Annotated in this window: 19 protein-coding genes and 7 pseudogenes; 8 read left to right on the top strand and 18 right to left on the bottom strand. The window is 37.3% G+C overall.

Annotated elements, in window-relative coordinates:
• Nucleotides 1-320 precede the first annotated feature (320 nt).
• On the top strand, nt 321-1,745 hold the full coding sequence (locus tag L0B53_RS03950; RefSeq protein ID WP_235059131.1) for an IS4 family transposase: 1,425 nt from the start codon (nt 321-323) through the stop codon (nt 1,743-1,745).
• 690 nt (nt 1,746-2,435) lie between these two features.
• On the opposite strand, the gene L0B53_RS03945 is transcribed toward L0B53_RS03950, so the two are convergent.
• The 10 genes and pseudogenes from L0B53_RS03945 to L0B53_RS03910 all read right to left on the bottom strand — a co-directional run bounded on the left by L0B53_RS03945 (nt 2,436) and on the right by L0B53_RS03910 (nt 8,337).
• Nucleotides 2,436-2,642, bottom strand: a complete 207-nt coding sequence (locus L0B53_RS03945; RefSeq protein ID WP_235059159.1) for a hypothetical protein — start codon at nt 2,640-2,642, stop codon at nt 2,436-2,438.
• Nucleotides 2,643-2,818: 176 nt separating this feature from the next.
• Nucleotides 2,819-3,136, bottom strand: a complete 318-nt coding sequence (locus tag L0B53_RS03940) for a BatD family protein (RefSeq protein WP_235059158.1) — start codon at nt 3,134-3,136, stop codon at nt 2,819-2,821.
• Complete coding sequence (locus L0B53_RS19360; protein WP_260115526.1) at nt 3,117-3,248, bottom strand: hypothetical protein; 132 nt, start codon at nt 3,246-3,248, stop codon at nt 3,117-3,119. The genes L0B53_RS03940 and L0B53_RS19360 overlap by 20 nt, the downstream gene beginning before the upstream one ends.
• A gap of 139 nt (nt 3,249-3,387) precedes the next feature.
• On the bottom strand, nt 3,388-3,873 hold the full coding sequence (locus L0B53_RS03935) for a hypothetical protein (RefSeq protein ID WP_235059157.1): 486 nt from the start codon (nt 3,871-3,873) through the stop codon (nt 3,388-3,390).
• Nucleotides 3,874-3,938: 65 nt separating this feature from the next.
• Nucleotides 3,939-4,415, bottom strand: a complete 477-nt coding sequence (locus L0B53_RS03930; RefSeq protein ID WP_235059156.1) for a hypothetical protein — start codon at nt 4,413-4,415, stop codon at nt 3,939-3,941.
• Nucleotides 4,416-4,973: 558 nt separating this feature from the next.
• Nucleotides 4,974-5,246 carry a VWA domain-containing protein gene (locus tag L0B53_RS19555; protein WP_409202793.1) on the bottom strand — a complete coding sequence of 91 codons (273 nt, stop codon included), beginning with the start codon at nt 5,244-5,246 and terminating at the stop codon, nt 4,974-4,976.
• 2 nt (nt 5,247-5,248) lie between these two features.
• Nucleotides 5,249-5,461 (bottom strand): VWA domain-containing protein, encoded by a 213-nt coding sequence (locus L0B53_RS03925; protein WP_235059155.1) that lies wholly within the window; start codon nt 5,459-5,461, stop codon nt 5,249-5,251.
• A gap of 660 nt (nt 5,462-6,121) precedes the next feature.
• The gene (locus L0B53_RS03920; RefSeq protein ID WP_235059154.1) at nt 6,122-6,418 is read right to left on the bottom strand and encodes a hypothetical protein; all 297 of its coding nucleotides are present in this window, start codon (nt 6,416-6,418) and stop codon (nt 6,122-6,124) included.
• A 467-nt stretch (nt 6,419-6,885) separates the two neighbouring features.
• Nucleotides 6,886-7,164 (bottom strand): DUF58 domain-containing protein, encoded by a 279-nt coding sequence (locus L0B53_RS03915; protein WP_235059719.1) that lies wholly within the window; start codon nt 7,162-7,164, stop codon nt 6,886-6,888.
• 203 nt (nt 7,165-7,367) lie between these two features.
• Nucleotides 7,368-8,337: pseudogene (locus tag L0B53_RS03910) on the bottom strand (AAA family ATPase).
• 407 nt (nt 8,338-8,744) lie between these two features.
• Between L0B53_RS03910 and L0B53_RS03905 the strand changes: the two are divergent.
• Both L0B53_RS03905 and L0B53_RS03900 read left to right on the top strand, forming a co-directional pair.
• Entirely contained in the window at nt 8,745-9,086 is a 342-nt protein-coding gene (locus L0B53_RS03905; RefSeq protein ID WP_235059153.1) for a transposase, read from the top strand.
• 176 nt (nt 9,087-9,262) lie between these two features.
• Nucleotides 9,263-9,490 (top strand): hypothetical protein, encoded by a 228-nt coding sequence (locus L0B53_RS03900; RefSeq protein ID WP_235059152.1) that lies wholly within the window; start codon nt 9,263-9,265, stop codon nt 9,488-9,490.
• 464 nt (nt 9,491-9,954) lie between these two features.
• Here the strand turns inward: L0B53_RS03900 and tnpC are convergent.
• The 3 genes from tnpC to L0B53_RS19545 form a co-directional block, all read right to left on the bottom strand.
• Nucleotides 9,955-11,381 (bottom strand): IS66 family transposase gene (tnpC, locus tag L0B53_RS03895; RefSeq protein ID WP_235059151.1). Its coding sequence is split into 2 segments (ribosomal slippage): nt 9,955-11,189 and nt 11,189-11,381, totalling 1,428 coding nucleotides; the frame shifts between segments, so codons are not numbered across the junction.
• Between the two features lie 62 nt (nt 11,382-11,443).
• Nucleotides 11,444-11,644, bottom strand: coding sequence for a hypothetical protein (locus tag L0B53_RS19550; RefSeq protein WP_409202782.1), 201 nt, complete (start codon nt 11,642-11,644; stop codon nt 11,444-11,446).
• Nucleotides 11,645-11,823: 179 nt separating this feature from the next.
• Complete coding sequence (locus L0B53_RS19545) at nt 11,824-12,024, bottom strand: DUF6444 domain-containing protein (RefSeq protein WP_409202781.1); 201 nt, start codon at nt 12,022-12,024, stop codon at nt 11,824-11,826.
• A gap of 172 nt (nt 12,025-12,196) precedes the next feature.
• Between L0B53_RS19545 and L0B53_RS03885 the strand changes: the two are divergent.
• A pseudogene (locus L0B53_RS03885) lies at nt 12,197-12,400 on the top strand (transposase); the annotation flags it as partial.
• Nucleotides 12,401-12,410: 10 nt separating this feature from the next.
• Nucleotides 12,411-12,770: pseudogene (locus L0B53_RS03880) on the top strand (transposase); the annotation flags it as partial.
• A 751-nt stretch (nt 12,771-13,521) separates the two neighbouring features.
• On the opposite strand, the gene gltS reads toward L0B53_RS03880, so the two are convergent.
• The 3 genes from gltS to L0B53_RS03865 form a co-directional block, all read right to left on the bottom strand.
• On the bottom strand, nt 13,522-14,751 hold the full coding sequence (gene gltS, locus L0B53_RS03875; RefSeq protein ID WP_235059718.1) for a sodium/glutamate symporter: 1,230 nt from the start codon (nt 14,749-14,751) through the stop codon (nt 13,522-13,524).
• Nucleotides 14,752-15,659: 908 nt separating this feature from the next.
• Nucleotides 15,660-17,816 (bottom strand): catalase/peroxidase HPI, encoded by a 2,157-nt coding sequence (gene katG, locus L0B53_RS03870; protein ID WP_409202780.1) that lies wholly within the window; start codon nt 17,814-17,816, stop codon nt 15,660-15,662.
• Nucleotides 17,817-17,957: 141 nt separating this feature from the next.
• Nucleotides 17,958-18,239 carry an IS30 family transposase gene (locus L0B53_RS03865; protein ID WP_409202779.1) on the bottom strand — a complete coding sequence of 94 codons (282 nt, stop codon included), beginning with the start codon at nt 18,237-18,239 and terminating at the stop codon, nt 17,958-17,960.
• 136 nt (nt 18,240-18,375) lie between these two features.
• On the opposite strand from L0B53_RS03865, the pseudogene L0B53_RS03860 reads away from it, so the two are divergent.
• Nucleotides 18,376-19,662: pseudogene (locus L0B53_RS03860) on the top strand (transposase).
• A 14-nt stretch (nt 19,663-19,676) separates the two neighbouring features.
• Here L0B53_RS03860 and L0B53_RS03855 read toward each other — a convergent pair.
• A pseudogene (locus L0B53_RS03855) lies at nt 19,677-20,095 on the bottom strand (IS30 family transposase); the annotation flags it as partial.
• Nucleotides 20,096-20,507: 412 nt separating this feature from the next.
• Between L0B53_RS03855 and L0B53_RS03850 the strand changes: the two are divergent.
• Together L0B53_RS03850 and L0B53_RS19540 are read left to right on the top strand one after the other, a co-directional pair.
• Entirely contained in the window at nt 20,508-21,410 is a 903-nt protein-coding gene (locus tag L0B53_RS03850) for a LysR substrate-binding domain-containing protein (RefSeq protein ID WP_235059149.1), read from the top strand.
• A 423-nt stretch (nt 21,411-21,833) separates the two neighbouring features.
• Nucleotides 21,834-21,965, top strand: a pseudogene (locus tag L0B53_RS19540) (transposase); the annotation flags it as partial.
• Nucleotides 21,966-22,023: 58 nt separating this feature from the next.
• Here the strand turns inward: L0B53_RS19540 and L0B53_RS03840 are convergent.
• Nucleotides 22,024-22,706 (bottom strand): annotated as a pseudogene (locus L0B53_RS03840) (IS5 family transposase).
• Between the last annotated feature and the right edge of the window lie 234 nt (nt 22,707-22,940).

Genomic DNA, 22,940 nt, shown 5'->3' with positions numbered 1-22,940 from the left:
TCTAATCTTTAATTTACATAGCTATGCACTTGAGCCAGTTTAGGTACTACTTGGAGTTTTAAAGAATGCTGAAAGTCCGATGGCAGATAAGCAAGTAAAGCTTGGCGAGTGAAAGAAAAGTGACGTTGGATAAGAGAAGTCACAACGACGCAAGTGGCTCGTTGGCATCGGACTAATTTCATCAAGTTTACACTTGACGAAATAGGAAGTTCAGAAGCTTTAGAGACCTGACTCTTCTACACAAATATTTGCGGTAAAAAGGGAACGATATTAAGGAATTATGATCAGATCATTAGAACTCACTTTTTTATGGTCTTAATATGTCACTTTTTAACACTGAACAATGGGCGGCTAATCATTTTGCAAATACAGAGCTAGGTGATAAACGCAGAACTGATAGACTTAAACAAGTCGCTTCTCAGTTAGCGTCTGCGGCTGGCAAGTCTCTCGCACGGACGTGCGAGGGAGATGAATCTAAATTAGAAGGAGCTTATCGCTTGATCCGGAATGAAAATGTCAGCGCGTCCGTCATTAGAGCCAATGGGTTTAATTGTACCGCTCAATTGGCCGCCGATGTCCCAGAAATACTGGCTCTAGAAGACACAACATCATTAAGCTATCGACACAGTGTTGCTCCTCAATTGGGCAAGCTCGGTAAGGAAACAGATACCTCTCGTGGTTGGTGGGTTCATTCTGTGATGTTGCTTGATAGTTCGACTTCAAAGACCTTGGGGTTAATACATCAAGACTGGTGGTGCCGACCAAATGACCCAAATGATGCTGACGAAAAAGAAAGTGGTAAATGGGCAGACGCTTCTCATTTTACTCGGCAGAGGCTTAAAACTCATATGTCACGTGTTATATCCGTCTGTGACAGAGAAGCAGACATAATGAGCTATCTCGCTGATAAACAATCACATGCCGAACGTTTTGTGGTTAGAGCTAAGCACTCAAGAAAACTCATTGATGAGAGCAAGCTATTTGCGCATATGGACAGTCAACCAATGACTGGCGGATATACCGTGGCTATACCTCAAAAAGGGATGAAAGATGCTCGCGGTAAGACGAAAAACAGAGTATCTCGCACAGCAAATTTAACGCTAAAAGCTAGCTCTGTCACCGTTAAGTTTAATGGGCAAGAGCACATTCTTAATGCGGTATATGCACAAGAGTCAGGAACGACACAAGAAAACGAGAAGCTCTCTTGGTTACTTTTGACGAGTGAGCCGATAGATACGCTAGAGCAACAGCTCCATATTATTGATATTTATACAACTCGATGGCGTATTGAGGACTTTCATAAAGCCTGGAAAACAGGTGCTGGTGTAGAAAGATTACGCATGACCTCCCCCGATAATTTAGAGCGAGCAGCCTCAATCCTAGCGTTTGTGGGCATTCGGTTGCTCCAACTTCGAGAAATTATGACTCTATCTTTGTACCTGCGAAAAAAAGGGAAGAGAGAAGAGGCTGAAGAACTAGAGAAGCAGAGTTGCCACCATGTATTAGAAAAAGATGAGTGGCGCATTTTAATGCAACACTACAAGCCCAGAGGACACAAAGGAAAAAATGCCCCGAGCTTGAAGTGGGCGTATCAATCCATAGCAAAACTTGGTGGTTTCACAGATACTAAAAGGACAGGAATGGCAAGTTGGACAACGATTTGGGAGGGTTGGGATAAGCTGCAATCGCAAGTTCAAGGCTACCGAGTGGCCAAGGCGATCTTTGAAGCGGAAGGATCGCTATGAGATCTGATCAAGAGACAGCTTTAGAGACAGTAAGAAAAGCGCTAGCCACCTTAGAAAAGCATTCAGAGAGAATACGTCAACGCTGGACTTAGACTTATACCTAATACGCGAATGGAAGGTCTGAATAGTTTGTTTTAAACAGCGAGGTCGAAGGCTCGTGGCTATAGAAATACAGCCACGTTCATCACTATGATCTACATGATAGCGAGCCCCGCCGCTGAAATATTGAAATCCACTTAAAACGTCGAATAGCCTTAAATTCTAGCTGAAAGTCAGTGATAACTAGATTAAATATCAAACAATAACCTAATCATTTTTTGTCCCGAACTTTTTATTTACTAAAATATAAAGTTGCCACCTTTTCCAAAAAGATAATACCTTTTTATCTTTAGCAAAGAAAGTTAATACTGTGTGGACTAAACTTCGCTTATCAGGACTAACCGATGTCGATAGTTGATTAATAGCTCCTTGATCTTTGTTATCTAGAACCATATATAAAAAATTGATATATTTAGCCTCTTCATGTCTAAACAATGGTTTAATATAGTTAAATTTACGACTCAATATATGTATACATAGATAAATAATTAATACTGATATAATTATTAATCCCAATAATTTACTATAATAAAGAATACTTTGCCAATTAACACCGCCAGCATCAATCCTTTCAATAATTTAAAGTGGTAATTAACTGCTTCGTTGCTTTATCGGATCCCACCAAGTCAATTTCTCACCACCTAATTGATAATGGCCTGGTCGATCAATAGAGTAACTAATTACTTGTATAATTTCAGCAAAATGCTCACCTCGCTTATAATCTTCACTCAGTACCGGTTCACTCAACAAAACAGAAACCCCATCAGGAGCATCCGCTTGTAATGTAGGTAATAACATGGAAGATGTATCATCAGCTTTTATAGTGATAGTCCGTTTAATGACATCACCAACATTTTATATTCTGTTCGTTTGATTCTGTTGATTGCCTATGTGTTAAAGTTCATCTTCAATTGACTTACTTTAGGAGACACTAAAAATCCAGGATTATTTGCCATAGCTAATTGGCGTTTTAGCTATAAAAACCATCGGCTGATGTCGTCACCTTCTTTTTGATACTGCTTTCCCTTATTATCAGCGACTGTGGCTACCGTAAATGACATAGACGGAATTGAGAAAACACCACTTTTGTTAGGATAAATCTGAAAACTAATATGCTGACTGGCGTAGCGTTTGTTATCATCGATATAGCTAGTACCACTGCTCACATTCGATGATAACTGTGATAATACAAGCGCATTCTTCATCAAAGGTAATTTATAGTCAGTACCCTCTAAAAAGTAACTGGGCGTCGCAAGTAAAACATTCACAAAGTTAACTTGTTGATTGACCACAACCTCTTTCGAAGATAACTTTACCTTCAAGAACTAAAGCAAAAGAAGATGTTGATGCACCGTCAGTAATGAAATAACAAATAAAAGAGTAAGAATTACTTTTCTGATTCATTTTTGCTTCCTCTTGATTCACCTTAGCATTATATTCAGCTAAGAACTTCAAACGAATAAACTCTTTAGGATCTTGACTGATGTCTCTTAACCATTTATCGGTTGCACGCTTGTCTTTTAAGATACTTCACTAGCCATCATCAAGTTGAACGAGGGATTATGCCGATACCTTTTTTCTTTGCACCATCAGCAATTTCTTTTGCCTCCTTGGGAGGCGCTTTTGATGGTGGTTTAGGGTGCTCATCTAATTGTCCTTTGTTAAAATCATTAATCTCTTTAATGATCTTGTTGACTTTTTCCAAGTTGAACTTAGCCGCTTTATTGTCGGGTTCAATCGCTAACAAGCCTTGATAAAGCTCACGTGCCGTTTTAAAACGACCATCTTGTCCAGCAGACACTGCCATATTGTAAATAGCAGTCGTATCTGCTACTTTCGCAAACTCTTTTTGAGCACATTTAAAATCTTCACTGTAGAAACAAGATACCGCCTTCCAATTTGGATCATCAAAGCTCTGCTCTGCTTTTTTATAGTCTCCCATATAGAGGTAAATCATCCCTTTTTGGTTTGGAGTAACAAACCAATCCAGCACATTCGCTTGGGCATTCTTCACCGGAGAAATCGTCATTAATAATGCAAATGTCCAATAAAGTGTCCAACCTTTTCTAAACCAAAACAGAAAAATGACAGCAATCAATCCCAGAAAATAATGAGACTCATCTTGCCAACGATTCGGATCAAATGAGCGTTGTCTTTACCTTTTAATAAAATCGCCTTTTTCAGACTTGAGTTATCTCCGGACAGTTTTACGCCATTAAATATATCACTGTTTAGCTGCGATCCTATCTGTTTACCTAAATCAGTAAAGTATACCGTCACTAAAGGGTCACTTTTTTCTTTAGCAAAAGCCTTTAGTAATTTGACACTGTCACTTAAACCATCAGTTAATAATAAAATTGTTGAGTTTTTAACACTTAATGCCGAAACAGAATTCAAAGTATCAACTAAGGCATTGATATCCCCACCATCAACAGGCATTAGCGCTATAGGTGAAAGATAAGATAAATAGAGGGAGGCCAATTTATAATCGGTTGTTGGTGGTAGTAAAACATGAGAGCTGCCACTGAAAGCCACAAAACTAATCGGGCGATGTACATCACTCTTAATCAACTGACTGATAATAAACTTAGCTTTATCCGTCCGGCTCGGTGAAATACGTCCATTTTCTTCTCCATTGAAATCGACTGATCGATCACTACAATTAAAGGCGGGCTATCGTCAGGATTATGAGGGTTTAGTTGCCAAACCGGCCTTGCCAACGCCGTTATAACACAATAAAGATCAAAAGCAATATAACTAATTTTATTGGACCAATTTTCCGTTTAGCTTTGTTTTCCGTTTGTAGTACTTCAGCTAAATGAGGGGCAATAATCCCCTTCCCACTCATATGTTGTGACTTTTTATTACGTTTAATCACATACAATCAGAATCAAAAAAAATGGGATCACGATAACCCAAAATACTCGGGGTACAAAAAGTGAAAATTATTTAAGTTAAAATTCATCGTTTCACTCTCCGGCGATCGAAATTTCAATAACGGTAAAACTCATCCATAACAGTAGATATGTAACCAATAAAAAACTGATCAAAGTATATACGGATATAAGTAAGTCATTGGTTGATATGACGTTGATGTATAAACCGTGGGAGCAACTTTATTAATATCATTTAAGTACAACGATTGTAAGGCCTGGTTCCCCATCGCAATATAACTTTTACCATCAGTGATGTTGGCCACCTGATTTGAAGGGTTGTTACATCGACCTTTTTATCTTTCATTTTAGTATTTGGGTTACCAATAGCAATGGTAAAAACATTAATTCCTCTTGTTTTGGCCACCTTTGCAGCTTCAACCGGAGGAAGTCGACTTGCAGTATCACTACCATCAGTAAATAATAATAACGTTTTTTGTTTTGCACTTGAATGCTCAAATGCACGGATACTTAAAGTCCAATTGCATCACCAATGGCAGTGGTTGGACCTGCAATTTCAGCATCCATACTGTCTAACATCATCTGCCACGTATCAATTTTCGTGGTAAAAGGAACTTGCAAATAGGCACCAGAGCCAAAAGCAATAAGCCCTAAACGATCACCCGTTCTTTGATGAGCAAATTTATCCAGTAACGCTTCTAAACCTTGCCAGCGACTAATCAATTGGCCACTTTTCTGTCAGGAAAGTCTATTTCTTGCATCGATTGAGAAAAATCTACTGCTACCATCAAATCTCGGGCACTCTTTTGCTCTGTGACGACTTTGCCAAGCTTCACAGGTTGTGCCAAGTCATCAGAATAGTTAAGCACCAACCAACAATTAAGAAAATCATTAACTGAATCTTACGACGTTGACGAATCATACTGGATTGATGCGCCTGCTGACCTGTAATATTTCAATTAAACGTCTAAAAAAAGGAACTTTAATGGCACTATCACTTTCTTTATATGCGGGTACATAGCGATAAACTAATAAAGGAAGCGGTAATAAGAGAAGTAACCACGGTTGTAATAAGGTAATCATACGTCGTTCCCTTATTATTTTTATTCATATCATATGTGATTTAATAAATCTTTGATTGATTCTGAACCGCTTGATGTTTTCGAATCCAATTCAATACTCGAACTAATTAAAGCCAAATCTGTTACTTGTGATGTACTAACATTCCATAAGTGACTTGGCGGCTGAAAGCTAATGATTTCTAATAAATTACCCTGTTCTTGTGCTGAAAATAATGTTCGCTCTTTTAGGACTTAATACTTGAGTTTAAAAATATTAACCAGCCATCACCCCATAAAGTCTTAATATGCGGTGCACTACAACTCACAGCAGTGCAACTTGTTTTAAAATAGAAGGTAATGCTATCAATGCTTGTTGATTAGGTAATTTTTTTAATTTACGTATACGCGGCTCTTCGGTAGGCATTATTACACCAAGTTTTATAACGTTTCGGCAAATAAACACAATAATAACAATGGCAATAATAAACACTAAAGCTAATTGCAGCCGGAGTCTCTGGTACCATAACGAGATAGAATCAGGCAAGACTATCAGTGACAACATATCTTTTATCATATAGTTGCCAAAATTATCAGGAACAGGGATGGAGAAAAAGGACATATTATCTCCCTATTAAAAGCTTAATAAGTTGCAAATGAGGTTCAGTAATTGTATTAATTTCACCAAATGGTAGACCATTTAAAGATAACGCTGTTTTTGTTGATTGAATCTTATTAACTTCATATCTTCTTGCTGGTATTCTGCGTCTACTCTCTTATTGAGTTAACTCGTACTTGCAAGCTGTAAATCTCCATCTGAAATAACAAGACCATCCGCTGAGACTATAATCATTTTCTCAATGCTGATCATTCACTAAAAACAACATCATATTATGCTTCATACTGATAGTCGCTTTAGTTTATCTAAAATAAGATCATTAATCCCTTCACCATCAGTAATAATAATTAAGGTACCACTGCTACCTAATAACCGTTCACTTTGTTTTATTGTCTCATTAATATCAACATCAATACGTTCTGTTTTTCTCGAGCGAGCTAAAAACTGTTGATTTGCATGTACAAGTCCATTTAAGTATAGTGAATAACATTTTTAGTTGAACGTTTAGGTTTTAATACAAAAGGTGCTGTTTCACTTAGTATAATACCACCAACACGATCCCCTTTATCAAGCATTAACCACGCCATAAATGTTGCAACTTGTGCTGCAACCACCGACTTAGTATATTTTTGACTACCAAAGAACAATGGTTCACGTTGATCACAAACGATAACCGCAGGTCTATCCGTCTCTTCTGTATAAACACGTACCATTTTTTTACTGGCTCGAGATGATGACTTCCAATCAATCTCTTTTAATGTATCACCTTCACGATAAGGTCTTAATTCTTCAAAATTGAGCCCAGGACCTCTTAATTTAGAACGGTTTCGCCCTGAAAAAATACCTGCAGGTTTAAATTTCGTGACCCTAATTTAATCTTTTTAGCAAAATTTCTCATAGCTAAAAGCGAGAGAAATCTCAACAAAGATTCGAGGATCCATCATATAAACTCCTAAGCAGTAATTGCAACCTGTTGAATCAATTCAGAAACAACATCTTTAGCTGTAACCTACCTTCAGCCAAAGCTTCATAGCTCAATACAATGCGATGCCCTAATACCGATAAAGCAACCGCTCGGACATCATCTGGATCAACATAATTCTTACCATTCAAATAAGCATGTGCTCGTGCACAACGTTCGAGTGCTATTGTTGCTCGAGGACTTGACCCTAGAGAAATCCATTTTTTTAAATTCACTATCTTGATATGCATCAGGCTTTCGTGTTGCCATTATAATATCTACAATGTATTGTAAAATAGAGTCTGAAACATAAAGCTCAGTTAATGCTTTTCGTGCAGCAAAAATAGTACTAGGATTAACTTTAATTATATCTGGAATAGCTTTTTCTTCTTGTATAATAAGTTTTAACACTTCTAATTCACCATTACGATCTGGATAATCCACCGTCACCTTCATTAAGAAACGATCTAATTGAGCTTCAGGCAAAGGATAGGTTCCTTCCTGTTCGACTGGATTTTGAGTTGCTAAAACAAGAAAAAATTCAGGTAATTTATGTGTTGTTCCTCCAACTGTAACTTGACGTTCTTCCATCGCTTCTAATAAAGCAGATTGAACTTTTGGTGGAGCACGGTTGATCTCATCAGCCAGAAGAATATTTGTAAAAGCAGGACCTTGCTTAAAACTTAATAAACCATCGTTTGATGCTATTTCATAACCAATAACATCACTAGGCATTAAGGTCAGGTGTAAATTGAACTCGCCCTAACTCTGTGTTTAAACTCGTCGCTAATGAACGTACAGAGCGCGTTTTTGCGGTCCCTGGTAGTCCTTCTAAAAGAACATGTCCATTAGCAATTAATGCAATAATCAGTGAGTTAACTACATGTTGTTGACCCACAACTTGATTACCTAACGTATTTGCTAAAGTAGAAAGTGATTGATTAATTTCAGATGGGTTCATCGTTACTCCAATTCAGGATTGTATGATTGTATGTTTAAAGGATATCAGAATTTCACTTATTATCAGTATACTCGACGAAAATCCCAATGATTAAATTTCGTACAAGTAGAGCAGGAAACCTAATTTTTCATTGTTTACATCGTTTATTAAAGTAGATATTTGATAATTAACGAGAAGATGTTATCTCTTATTAAACGTATCCTTAAGATGAAAATTGGCTCTTCGACGTTTCAAGTGAATGTCAATATCAGAGCATCAGAGCTCGATACATGTAAATCATTATGATGAAAACCCTCGACCTTGCTACTTGAAATATCTATTCACTACATGGTGATTTAGCTATAACAGCTCATGAAGAAAAAGGCAGGCCAGTTATTTATCTTGATGAGAGTGGTTTTGCCCAATATATGCCTAGAACTCACGGTTACTCCGATAAAGGAACTCGATGTTATGGAGTACACAATTGGCAGTCAAAGGGGCGGGTTAAAGTCATTGGTGCGATCATTAATCATCTATTCTTAACGTTTTCCATTTTTAGTGGAAACATTAACTCTGATGTATTTCATAGCTGGGTGGAACAAGACCTCTTGCCTAAAGCGCCCAAAGAGTCAGTTATAATAATGGATAACGCGAGTTTTCATAAAAGGACAGATACATTAAGGTTAATAGAAGAGGCTGGTATCACTATTTTATGGTTACCGCCTTATAGTCCAGAACTTAATCCAATAGAGAAAAGTGGGCAAAAATAAAATATGTTAGACGACGAGAAAGGTGCTCGATTGATGAGTTATTTGAAAGGCATGTTGAGTGTGATTTTATGCTAATTTAAGCTGATTCTGCTATAGATTGTGAGATTATTCATCGAGGCCCTAAGCAACTTCGTAAAACCTTTTCATCACATGCGTTTAGTATTGGCTTGCCTGAAATGTGGATCAGAGGAGTATTAGGGCATAAAGATAACAGTACTGCTGGGATTTATTATAACAAATATATGCCTTTGAAGTCTCGTGAAGACAGGCCTGAGGCCTTTCTTGACAAGTATCTAGCTTTACCTGAGTCTTCTGGGGTTGAAGATAAAGTAGAGACTAAAGCTATGGTTGAGCGTAAGCCAAACGGTCTAAAGAAATCGTTAAAGAAGTTTTTTCAATTGTAATGAGTAATAAAAGTTAGACACTGAATTGGAGGCTTTACTACATACTTGAGAATTTTCCCAAGCTAAATTAGTAAAGCCCCTGACTCGTTTATGCCCCAAAGTAAGCTAGCCTTCGCTGGTTTCACATTTCATTGAACAGCTTTTGACTTAATTGTATTAATGGATATAAAGTGTCATTTTATCCAACACATTACTCGTGGTTAACAATGTACTCAATTGAATCGAATGAAGTTTCAGAACGAATGAGAGCCGCTGTTTCACTTAGCTGGTCAATATTCTCAAAAAAAGTTGGTAACAACTTGGTTGCCATAAACAAAGAAGCGTCAATGCAGCTTCAATATGCCTATGTACTTCAGCAGCTGATTCCTCTTATAACTTTCAGTTCAAGTGATAGATTCAACATAGAATTAGAGTAACCGTTCACCGGGATCGTTTGTGATTTATTAAAAGTGTGCGGATCCCCCCTAAAGATCAAAGACATTTGGGTACGGTTTCTTCTCAACGACTGATGTGATGATATCGCTCAGCACTGACATTGCTGATAAGCCTCGTTTTTTGCAGGTCTCGATAAGTGTATGAATACGACTACGGAATTTATCACCTGCATCCGAGGTCGTTCCAAAGCTGATTTTCCTTTGAATGACGAAACCTCTAATACATCGCTCAGCTTCATTATTAGTTAAGGGGATTGATGTTTTCTTCAAGAAAACCCACAAGCTTTCTCTATGTTTAAGCAGTAATTTACAGCGACCCCGATACCGCTTGACCATGACATCTGTCCCTTTGCTCAACCAATGATCGAATGATTTTTGTAGCCTGTGCATTCGCCTTAAATACAGTGAGTAACCCAATTCACCTTGCTCATAACGATGCCGAGTATGGAAAATGGTGTTTGTTAACAAACAAAGATGTTTGCCAATATAAGCAGTATGGCCACCACCACTATAATCTGCCATTTGTTGAAGGTTGCGTTTCACATGTGCCCAACATAACTGATGATGGTCTGCAGCTATCCAGTTATAACTTGGGCACTGGTCGCTGACCACAATGCCTGTATAGTTTTCATCAATGACCTTTTTCGCTGATGAGGTCGAGCGTGAATACAGTATTTGTTCATAGACAAGGTCATCACTGGCCACTAACCAGCACCAACGAAGGCTTTTTTCATCATTTCGGTGGTGTGAGGTTTCATCAGCATGAACCAAAGGCGCTTTCTTTAACGCTTGCTTTATTGCTTGGTGCAATGGAGTCAGCATTGAAGCGACTTTTGTTTGCGCTTCGCTAATCGCACCAATAGAAAAGGTTGAGCCAAGCTGCTCTTTGAGCAGTGATTGGATTTTTCGAACGCTGAGGTGATATTGTCCAGCAAGCACACCAATGTAGCTTAATAAATTGGGACCGATAATCCCTTGTGGTACATTGCTAGGCTTTTGCGCCTTCACTGTTTCTTTGCAATGGCGGCATTGACCTGAGAATAAACGGTATTCGGTGATATCAACAGTTGGCTTAGGTATATCAAAGACTTGATGACGGTAGTAAGGTCCACCATGAACATCAATATCGGACTGAGCGCAACAAGGACAAATATCCGGGAAGCAATCAATAATAACATCAGTTGCTTTCAGTGGTGAGAGTTTTCGTTGATGCCCTGTGTGGCCTTCTTTAGCTCCTCTCGAATTGCGACCACCAGAGCATTCATCTTTTTTCGCTCATGGCGAACTTTAGGGCTGTCTGATGAGGGGGATTTTGACGAGTTTTGTGAGCGAGTAGTTAGTTTATCTTCATAATGTCGGAGCTGTTCCCACAGCTCATCAATAAGCACCTTAGCCTCATTTAAATCAGAGACTTTAGGTGGTGCATCTTGGAATTTAGGGGATTTTTTTCTAGTCATGCCATTATGTTAAAGCCCTAAAACGATCACTCAAGAGTTAAAGTTGGATCAAGTGCGTAAGATCACATTTTTTCTGTCAATAAGGTTTGGTGAACACTTACGCTAATCGCACCAATAGAAAAGGTTGTGCCGAGCTGCTCTTTGAGCAGTGATTGGATTTTTCGAACGCTGAGGTGATATTGTCCAGCAAGCACACCAATGTAGCTTAATAAATTGGGACCGATAATCCCTTGAGATACATTGCTAGGCTTTTGCGCCTTCACTGTTTCTTTGCAATGGCGGCATTGACCTGAGAATAAACGGTATTCGGTGATATCAACAGTGGGCTTAGGTATATCAAAGACTTGATGACGGTAGTAAGGTCCACCATGAACATCAATATCGGACTGAGCGCAACAAGGACAAATATCCGGGAAGCAATCAATAATAACATCAGTTGCTTTCAGTGGTGAGAGTTTTCGTTGATGCCCTGTGTGGCCTTCTTTAGCTCCTCTCGAATTGCGACCACCAGAGCATTCATCTTTTTTCGCTCATGGCGAACTTTAGGGCTGTCTGATGAGGGGGATTTTGACGAGTTTTGTGAGCTAGTAGTTAGTTTATCTTCATAATGTCGGAGCTGTTCCCACAGCTCATCAATAAGCACCTTAGCCTCATTTAAATCAGAGACTTTAGGTGGTGCATCTTGGAATTTAGGGGGTTTTTTTTCTAGTCATGCCATTATGTTAAAGCTCTAAAACGATCACTCAAGAGTTAAAGTTGGATCAAGTGCGTAAGATCACATTTTTTCTGTCAATAGGGTTTGGTGAACACTTACATTAGATGAATGGTTGATGAAGGATGTTCTTATTTGCTATTTACCCCCATATTCACCAGAACTAAACTTGATTGAAATATTGTGGCGAAAGTTAAAATACGAGTGGCTTACTTGTGATGCATTTGCATCGTTTGAATCACTAAAGAATTCAGTATTAGGCATACTGAATTCCTATGGTGATAAATTCACGATAACTTTTAGTTAAGCACTTAACAGGGCAGCTTTTCTTCGAGTCAACAGAAGACACTGTTTCTTCAGAAACAGTGATAAAAGCATTCGATAAATTTATAAGTGAAAGAGTATCTAATACGCCGTGCTTTATTATCTTAGATAATGCGTCAATGCATCGCTCGGCATTATTTAAAGCAAAATTAGATGGATGGTTGATGAAGGATGTTCTTATTTGCTATTTACCCCCATATTCACCAGAGCTAAACTTGATTGAAATATTGTGGCGAAAGTTAAAATACGAGTGGCTTACTTGTGATGCATTTGCATCGTTTGAATCACTAAAGAATTCAGTATTAGGCATCCTGAATTCCTATGGTGATAAATTCACGATAACTTTTAGTTAAGCACTTATTCAACTTATTACGCTAAGGTCTCACTGGCATCAGAATGGCTTCCTAACGGAAGCCAGTAAGGGGTTTTTAAATTACTTACTGATGTTACGCAGTTAATTAAAATAAAACGAGACAAACTCGATAGTACGTTTCAAATTAGACACATTTAGCCTCTTTCCATAACGTCCATATGTCATTCCTAGCGTTATATGCCCAACGATTTCTGCCACCTCATGATCTTGAAACCCTTGTTGCTTTAATTCGTCAATAAACGTGTATCATAATCCATAATCCATAAGCAGACGGTCGTTTACCCACGCCTTAAGTTCGACTTCATTTTATATTTTTCCAAATCGAGTCCGATACTGTTTCGACCAATCATTATCCGTACCATTCGGTGTAATTAAAAAATTTTTTACTTCCTGCATCTCGACGCTGCTGAATAGTCGTAAATACCGTTAATGATGCCTGATATCATATAATAAGCGCAACATTCATAGCATAGGTGAGAAGATCAACTACTGATTGTAGTATGTTCCTCATCGCCAAAATCAAAACAAGTACTGATATACCTAGTTTGATGACTATGGCTTAAGCCCATCTCAGATTAGATAAAAAAGCTATTTCATTTTCTCGGTTAGCACCAATATATGAAAAATTTATTGGATGAGAATATTACCTTTGCTCAACAGTTTTGAACTGTTACACCTTTTTTTGCAGGGGCGTTATAAAATTAGAAAAGTTAAAGATACTCGATACTTTCTCAATTAAAAATTGATAGGAAGTACGGAATCATAACCGCATTCACTAGGTCGATAAAAAAGGCACAAACTAAAGGCACAATAATAAAGGCCAAATGGGAGTTACCGTAACGTTTTGCTACCGCTGACATATTGGCCATTGCTGTCGGGGTTGAACCTAATGAAATTCCGCCAAAACCTGCACAAATTACAGCTGCATCATAGTTTTTTCCCATAAGTGGAAAAACTATGTAAAGATTAACAAATATCGCAATGATAAATTGAACACCAAGAATACAGAATATAGGTGCGGCTAAGTCGATCAAGGTCCATAATTTCATACTCATTAATGACATCGCTAAAAAAGCACCCAATGAAATATCAGCAATCAAAGCGATAGCAGGTGATCTTGCTGGCCACTCTGTCCCTGTGATTCTTTTAATATTTATTCGAAAAATCACATTTGTCATTACAATACCAGCGAAGAGACAAGTGACAAATAATGGTAACTGCAACCCGAGTTTAGCAATGGCTTCATTAAATAAATAACCAATGATGACACAAACATGAATAGAAAAAATGGCATCTAAAAAATCAAAACCAGAAATTGCATTATCTTTTTCATTTTCAGCTATACCAACATCTAATTTATCATGATGAGTCGGCGATAATTGATGTTTATTGATAAGATATTTAGCTGTTGGTCCCCCCATTAAGCTTGCAAGAATAAGTCCAAAGGTTGCACAAGCAACACCCATTTCCATCGCATTACTAATTTGAAAGTCAGTGGCAATTCTCGGAGCCCAAGCAATGGCAGTTCCATGACCACCAATCAGAGATATACTCCCACCTAACATACCAACGGCAGGTTTAAGATCAAACAAATGAGCTACCCCAATGCCCGTTAAATTTTGCACCACCATATACCCGATGGTAATGACTAAAAGAATAACGAGTGGTAACCCACCTTTTAAAAGATCTCGAAGGTTTGCATTAATACCGATAGTAGTGAAGAAGTAGACTAATAACACATCGCGAGCAAACAGGTTAAACTCGACAGTAATACCTGTAATGAAGTAAATAAGAGTAATAAGACCAGAAAAAAGAATTCCGCCTGTTACTGGATCTGGAATACTAAACTCTTTTAGCAGTTTGATTGCATGGTTTAATTGTCGGCCAATAAATAAAACCAAAATACCGATCGTAACCGTAAAGAAAGAATCAAAATTTAATGTCTGAGTTAGCCAATCCATTTCCATAGCCAATACCTTTAGTCATAAAATCATATTAGGCATTGTATCAAAAGGAATTAAAGGGGTATTGAGGAGATATTAAGTATCTATGTTGCTAAAAATAGAACAATATAAAGAGTAAATAACATCTATGACTACCCCAGCATAAACATCGCCAGATTTATAACCTTCTTAGTATTACTAAGCATCGTAACGCCAGATTGCATTAACATTTAAGGTTTAGACATGGAAGCACTTTCATAAGCAAAATCTGTATCCATAATTCGCCTTTTAAATGCTAATAAGTTCTCAAAACTTGATAATGAGACTCCATATCAAAGATATCACTCTCCTATATTTAACTAGGATATCCACAACACCTATGATCTTAATACATAAATTTTTGTAATAGCGTTCTAAGCACAAAAACATTACTGATTCACAGTGATATAGATTAAAATAATTACATTAAGTGGACACTAAAAAGTTTTCGGGAATTTTATCATAGTGGTGCTCATTCAATATCAATAAGTTACATTAAGATAACTTTTACACAGCTACTTATTAAATACATTATTGACTATTTGATTTTATCTAAACAAAGTAGCCTTATGGTGATAGACATTATCATAGATTACTATTTAACAATTAAGCATTCACCCTAGAATAACAGCCCCTCCCCTCCACCGTTAAAAACAGATTACTCAGTAAAATCAGATGGTTAATATGTTAATTTAATTATCTATTACTATCTTGACATGACGGGACCGGTGATTCGATTCCTCTTTACTTTTGGTCAAACAAAGAAGTTACATATACCGTTGTCACGGTCAAATCTATACGAGTAACCCCAGCATAGCTGGGGGTTTATTAATATTTAATTAGTGAATAAAATTCATCAATTTTATTCACAAAATATTCTTCATTAACTACCGTAGTTCGAAACGATCTGCATTCATTACTTTTACCCAAGCAGCAACAAAATCATGCACAAACTTTTCTTTATTATCATTCTGAGCATAAAACTCACTATAAGATCGTAAAATTGAATTTGAGCCAAAAACTAAATCGACCCTAGATGCCATCCACTTAACATCACCGGATTCACGATTCACAATATTATATGTATTACGTCCTGCTGGAAGCCACTCGTACTGCATATCCGTTAAGTTAACAAAAAAATCATTGCTTAATATGCCCACTTTATCTGTAAAAACACCAGACTGACTATCACCATGATTAGTTCCAAGTACTCGCATCCCACCAATAAGCACAGTCATTTCAGGTGCAGTTAATCCCATTAACTGAGCACGATCCAATAACATTTCTTCAGGCATCACAGCATAACGTTGTTTCTCCCAATTTCTAAAGCCGTCAGCAAGTGGCTCTAATACAGCAAATGAGGAAGTATCTGTTTCAGCTTCAGATGCATCTCCTCTTCCTGCAACAAAAGGTACAGAAATATTAATCCCACCTGCTTTAGCTGATTCTTCAATAGCCAGGTTACTAGCCAACACAATAACGTCAGCAATACTTGCACCTGTTTTAGCTGCAATCGACTCAATAACTGGCAATACGCGATCTAATTTATGAGGCTCATTACCTTGCCATTGTCGTTGAGGTGATAAACGAATACGAGCACCATTAGCACCACCACGCTTATCTGATTGACGGAATGTTCGCGCACTATCCCAGGCAGTTGTAACTCTTTCAGATATTGTTAAGTCACTTTCACGAATAAGTGCTTTAACTGCATCAAGATCATAATTCGTTTCGCCAGCAGCAACAGGGTCCTGCCAAATTAATGCCTCATTTGGACTATCTGGACCTATGTATCTGCTTTTTGGTCCCATATCTCTGTGTAGAAGCTTAAACCATGCACGAGCAAAAATATCTGAAAATAAATCAGGATTCTGATGAAATTTCTCTGCAATTTTTCGATATTCAGGATCAAACTTCAGCGCCATATCTGCATCTGTCATGATTGGATTACAGCGGATAGTCGGATCTTCAACATCAACAGGTTTGTCTTCCTCTTTGATGCTAATCGGTTCCCACTGTACTGCGCCTGCAGGACTTGTTGTTAGCCACCAATCATAACTCATTAAAAGATGAAAATAGCCATGATCCCACTGAGTAGGGTTGGTTGTCCATGCACCTTCAATACCGCTTGTTACTGTATCTCTACCTATACCTCGGTTTTTATGATTATTCCAACCCAAACCTTGCTCGCTAATATCGGCACCTTCCGGAGCTTCACCTAATTCACTAGCATCACCATTACCGTGAGCTTTACCAACTGTATGACCTCCAGCAGTTAATGCAACGGTTTCTTCATCATTCATCCCCATACGAGAAAACGTCTCTCGCATATCCTGAGCTGTTTTCAATGGATCTGGTTTTCCATCAACACCTTCAGGATTTACATAAATTAATCCCATCATTACTGCAGCTAATGGGTTTTCTAAATCTCTCTCTCCAGAGTAACGACTATTTTTGCCTCCACTCTCTTCAAGCCATTTCTGCTCAGACCCCCAATAAATATCCTTTTCTGGATGCCAGATATCTTCTCGTCCAAATGAAAAACCAAATGTTTTTAAACCCATAGACTCATAAGCGACATTACCAGCAAAGACGATAAGATCAGCCCAACTGACTTTATTGCCGTATTTTTGTTTAATTGGCCATAGCAAGCGGCGAGCTTTATCAAGATTGCCATTGTCTGGCCATGAGTTAAGTGGTGCAAATCGTTGATTACCTGTACTCGCGCCACCGCGTCCATCACCAATGCGATAAGTCCCAGCAGCATGCCACGCCATACGGATCATTAAACCACCATAATGCCCCCAATCTGCAGGCCACCATACTTGACTATCCGTCATTAAACGCATCATATCTTCTTTTAAAGAAGTGAAATCAACCTTTTCGACTTCTTTCCGATAATCAAAATCAGGATCATATGGATTAGTTTTATTATCATGTTGACTTAAAATATCTAAATTTAAGCTATTAGGCCACCAAATAGGATTTTTATCAGTTAATGTTGCTGTACCATGAATAACAGGACACATTTTATTTTCTTTCATAACCATACCTTATTTTAATTTCATTTCATTTCATTTCATTTCATTAAGAAAATACAATAATAAAATTAAAATTAAATTTAAATTTAACTTAAGTATATTTTAACTTCAAAGAGCGAATTCAACTCTGGAGTACAACACTCGTTAAGCTGTATCTTTTAATTGTTCAAATATAAACAGGGATTGTTTATAACCTAAACACTTTCTTGGTCGTTTATTTATTCGATCTTGTACAAGTTGAAGATAGTCATCTTCAACTTGCTTGAGATTTGTTCCTTTAGGTACATATTGTCTAAGTAATCCATTAAAATTTTCATTTACCCCTCTTTCCCATGATGAGTATGGGTGCGCAAAGTATGTTTTAGTCTCTAATTTCTCGGCGATATCTAAATGAACTGAAAACTCCAGTCCATTATCAAAAGCCATTGATTTAACATGATCCTTATAAGGTTTAAGCCATAGGTATCCACACAGATTGGTCATGTATTGAGCAATTGATTTGATTAGGGGAATTGATCTAAAGATCAATGATCAAGAGAATTGACTCTTTTTTTTACGTGTACTGATTATGACTCTTTTCGAACAACATCAACTTCCATGCTTCTTAGAATCAAGACTTTCTAAACGTTATCAGACCATCATTATGGAACATATGACTGTGAATTCGACTAATGCCCCTGGCGCTAAATCATTAGAGCACCATACGCAATCTTGGGCTTCTACCCAAGCCACATGGCGCTTTTACCACAATGACAATGTGACCCTTCCTATGCTGAGCAGTCCGATGCTCGGACTAGCAAGATCTGGAGTAAAAGAGACGCAAAGTCGCTATGCCTTAATGGCGCATGACTGGTGTCATATCAATTTTTATAAACATCAAAGTAAGCTTGATAAGACTCAGATGTCCCATGTTTTGGATGTAGGTTACGAGCTACAAGCCTCTCTACTCGTTGATGCTGATTCGGGAGAGTCTATTTCTCCTGTAGGTCTTAATTTACTGACTGATAAGGGAATTTACCAATGCCGGCCTCAAGATATTCAACCAAAACAAAGCCATCTGGACTCGCTGTTTGATAGTATTCAATGGCAAGAACAATTGAGTTTAGATAAGCCCTTAGTCCACGTTGTGGACAGAGAAGCAGATTCAGCAAAAGATCTAAGACGTTTAGGCGCTATAAATTGGTTAACACGAACTAAAAAAACCACCACCTTCCGTCATGAGGGGCAATTTAAAACGGCTGAAGTCATCGGCCGACAGCTAAATTCAGATATCAAAGGCGTCGTTTCAATACGAGGGAGAGAAGGATATCTTTTCGTCGGGGAGGCAAAAGTTGAGTTGCAGAGAAAGTCAGAAAAATTGACGGCACAAGCACCTGAATGTCGCCTTGTTATGAGCTTAGTGACCGATGAAAGAGGCAATGAGTTGGCAAGATGGTATTTATTGTCGAATGTTTTCGATGTTGATGCGACAGAGATAGCGAGGTGGTATTGCCACCGTTGGAATATAGAGTCTTGGTTCAAACTATTGAAAACGAATGGACTTCAGATTGAGAAATGGCAACAAACAACGGGTAAATTGATACTCAAACGATGAATAGTAGCCAGTGTTGCGACGACGCTCGTTTTCAAGCTTTACTCGGACAAGTCAGAAGAAGCGAATGAATTTAAAGGTTTTTTAGTGAAATCAAGTGGGCGTTTGACGAAGCGTTCAAAGCCAGTGACACATTCAGCTTTGCTTGCTGGCCTCTGGGTATTCTTGCAAATGTGCAAGGTATTAAACACTTACACGACAGAGGAAATCAATAGGATGAAAGCGTTATCCAGTTCGTTTTTTGCTCAATTTGTGTAGATACCTATGGGTTTAAGCATGTTTACAATTGTGGTCTTTACTGTTTTAGCTTCCTTATTAGGTACTTTTTTATAAGGTAAAGTCGGCTCTTTCTTTAAGCTAAAGTGACAATTGCTCCCGTTCCTTGTTTACCTAAAACCAAATCTGCCTCCCAGTCACCAAGACGACTCTTATCATTAATGTAATTGGGACACTCATCAATAAATACGCAGTGGCGTATCTTTCCTCTAATCGCTTGTTTTCCTTTACGATATTTTTTATGACCCTGTCTTAAATATTGGTAAAGAGTTCCACCTTGCATTTTATCTTTTAAAACATAACGACAAATCCATTCATGACTGACTTTTAGGGTTAATGACTTTGCTATATAACTAATTTGCTCAGGACTCCAGTCCCACAATAGTGCTATTTTAACAAACCAAATAGTTTCTTGGATATCTGATATTTATATGAATTAACTCGTCATTGACGAGTTAATTTGATGGCAGAGTATGGGTTATATACTTGATTAACATTGTTCCTTTTAATCTCTCGATGAATCGTAGAGCGATTCACTCCAAGCTTAATCGCAATTTTATTTTAGGAGTAACCCTCTGCAATTAGGAAAGAAATCTCGTATCTTTGTTTCTGGGTCAACTGTTGATAACTCAAAGTCGTACTTGTTTTGATTTTGACGATGAGATGCATACTACAATCAGCAGTTGGCCTTCTTACCTTGGCTATGAGTGCACACTTATTATATGAATTCAAGAAATTAATAAATACTCGTTTAATTATAAATTGATTGAAAAAAAAGGTCTATTATTAGTGTATATAAATAAATTAGTAATTTTAAAAGGATCATAATGAATCTAAATCTATTAAAAACTTTTGATATCATCATGAAAACTAAAAGTATTAGTAAGACATCTAGTCTCCTAGGGGTGTCTACACCCGCAGTAAGTTATACATTAGCAAAATTACGAGAAGAGTATGATGACCCTTTATTTATAAGAACCGCTGATGGGGTTGAGCCAACCATGTTTGCAATTTCTTTGCACAATCATATCCATAATTCATTGATGGAGATATTAAGCTTTAACAAAGAGGAGTTAAAATTTGATGCATCTCTTTCTACTAGAATATTTAAAATTGCCAGCCATCCAGATATAGATATACATTATCATTCTGATTTTATCAAAAAAATCAAAATATTAGCGCCACATGCTCAAGTAGTTTTCGTGCCGACAATTAGTAATACTGAAGATAGATTAGAAAGCCTAAGAGTAAGATCTGTAGATATTATTTTATCTGTAAATAATTATAATAGAGCTGGATTCAAATCAGTAAAGGTTATTGATGCTAATTTTTGTGTCTGCGCAGCCAAAAATCATCCAAGAATACAAAATGATTTATCGATAGAGCAATTATTTGAAGAAGACCATATTCAATGGGTATCTGGAAAATTTCAAGATGTTATCTTTAACCAAATAGGAAGAAGGCCAAATTATACATATCATGCACAATCTTCCATGTTAGGCCTTTATATGGCATCTAAATCAGAATTATTAGCATTAAGTAACACTTCCATTGCAAATCGATTAACAGATAAATTTGAGATTCAAATTTTACCATTACCATTCTATACCATAAAAACATCAGCTTACGTTTCATGGCATAAAAGTAGAGATACAGATATAGGTCATAAATGGTTCCGAGAAGTATTATTAGAAACAATTAAAAATAGTTTAAACCAATCAATGGATTAACTACAAAGACTGAGCATTATATAGTTAACCTCTTAAGTAGGTACTTAAAAATTAACGGTAAAATATCATCCTTTTCTTGAGCTCTCTTTTGCTTTAAAGCATGATTTTAAAATATAATAAATACAATGAAAGCCGTAAAACCACTAAGTCATGATGAGTTCATCACTTTACAAGAAGTTTACGCTAACCATCCTAAAAAGCGTGTAAGAATAAGAGCACATGCCGTTATGCTCAGTAATTAAAATTACCCAATTAAAGTCTTAGCTGATATTTTTGAAGCTAAATTTAAAAGCGTTTCATTATGGTTAGATATCTGGGAGCTGAACCGAATTATCGGGCTATTTGATGCTCCCCGTAAAGGAATACCATCAATCTATACACCTGAAGACATTAAAACTTTAAAAGAACTGATTGATGAAGGATGTTCTTATTTGCTATTTACCCCCATATTCACCAGAACTAAACTTGATTGAAATATTGTGGCGAAAGTTAAAATACGAGTGGCTTACTTATGATGCATTTGCATCGTTTGAATCACTAAAGAATTCACGATAACTTTTGGTTAAGCACTTATTATACTAGGGCGAGTTGATCTTTGCTGTACATTTCGCGTTCAACAATACATCGGTAGCCACATTAACATGAATGCCAGCGATAACATGCTGGCATAATTCCTTTCTAGCTTGTCATATCCACTTGAAATAGCACGATATTGCTTAATTCTCCCAAAGGCATTTTCGACCAAGTGACGATACTTGTATAGACACCAATCCATACTGTCTTTATCTATATCTTGTCCGTAATTACGTTTAGCAATTACCGTTTCTCCGCCACGTTTCTTAACAAATATACGGAAAGGTTCACTGTCATATCCTTTATCACAAACGATGGTATTAACTTCATCGAGTTGTTCAGCTAAGCTTTCGGCGTGTACTATATCGTGGCGTTGTCCTTCTGATAAATCAAAGCAAATCGGCAGGCCACCGCTAAGTGAATATTGGTTGAGTTGCCCCCGCGACTTTTTCCTATTTGTTCTGAGCTTTTAGTAGCTGAACCTGCACAATGTTGATGTGCTCGAACTATAGAGTCATCAATAAATACCCATTCAAAATCAGCCATATTAGATAAGCTTATCTAAAACTCCTTTCTTTGACCAAAGATTAAATCGTCTGTAAACGGTGCTCCGAACTCAGAGGGTAGATCTCGACAAGGAATACCTGTTCTCATTCGATAAAGTATTCCTTCAAATCTCATTCGATGTTCAGCTTTATCGTAAATACGACCTGTACTTTTCATCACTTAGAGTAGCAGTTACCATCGAATATCAGTTAGCATTGTTCTTGGCATGGTATTGGTTAAGATTTTACTTTTGGTGAAGTAAATTATAACTCTTTGCCATGCTCTTCAAAAAACACTTGCGAAAGATCTACACGCCCCAATTATAAAATAAAACCCTTATAACACTTATAAGGGTTTTTATTTCGCAACTAATTATAATTCAATTGGTAAATCAGAGCACAATAAAGATAT

Origin of the sequence: Vibrio sp. SS-MA-C1-2 (genome assembly GCF_021513135.1) — a bacterium.
Lineage (GTDB): Bacteria > Pseudomonadota > Gammaproteobacteria > Enterobacterales > Vibrionaceae.
Note: the sequence above shows the minus strand (reverse complement) of the source record. Positions and strands in the feature narration are given on the sequence as shown.

Excerpts from the sequence above, each read along its gene's own strand:
- L0B53_RS03905 (WP_235059153.1), top strand. The coding sequence starts at position 8,745 with ATGCCTAGAACTCACGGTTACTCCGATAAAGGAACTCGATGTTATGGA.
- L0B53_RS03850 (WP_235059149.1), top strand. The coding sequence starts at position 20,508 with ATGAATCTAAATCTATTAAAAACTTTTGATATCATCATGAAAACTAAA.
- L0B53_RS03900 (WP_235059152.1), top strand. The coding sequence starts at position 9,263 with ATGTGGATCAGAGGAGTATTAGGGCATAAAGATAACAGTACTGCTGGG.
- L0B53_RS03950 (WP_235059131.1), top strand. The coding sequence starts at position 321 with ATGTCACTTTTTAACACTGAACAATGGGCGGCTAATCATTTTGCAAAT.
- gltS (WP_235059718.1), bottom strand. The coding sequence starts at position 14,751 with ATGGATTGGCTAACTCAGACATTAAATTTTGATTCTTTCTTTACGGTT.
- L0B53_RS19360 (WP_260115526.1), bottom strand. The coding sequence starts at position 3,248 with ATGAATCAGAAAAGTAATTCTTACTCTTTTATTTGTTATTTCATTACT.
- L0B53_RS03945 (WP_235059159.1), bottom strand. The coding sequence starts at position 2,642 with ATGTTATTACCTACATTACAAGCGGATGCTCCTGATGGGGTTTCTGTT.
- katG (WP_409202780.1), bottom strand. The coding sequence starts at position 17,816 with ATGAAAGAAAATAAAATGTGTCCTGTTATTCATGGTACAGCAACATTA.
- L0B53_RS03865 (WP_409202779.1), bottom strand. The coding sequence starts at position 18,239 with ATGGCTTTTGATAATGGACTGGAGTTTTCAGTTCATTTAGATATCGCC.
- L0B53_RS03920 (WP_235059154.1), bottom strand. The coding sequence starts at position 6,418 with ATGTCCTTTTTCTCCATCCCTGTTCCTGATAATTTTGGCAACTATATG.
- L0B53_RS03935 (WP_235059157.1), bottom strand. The coding sequence starts at position 3,873 with ATGACGATTTCTCCGGTGAAGAATGCCCAAGCGAATGTGCTGGATTGG.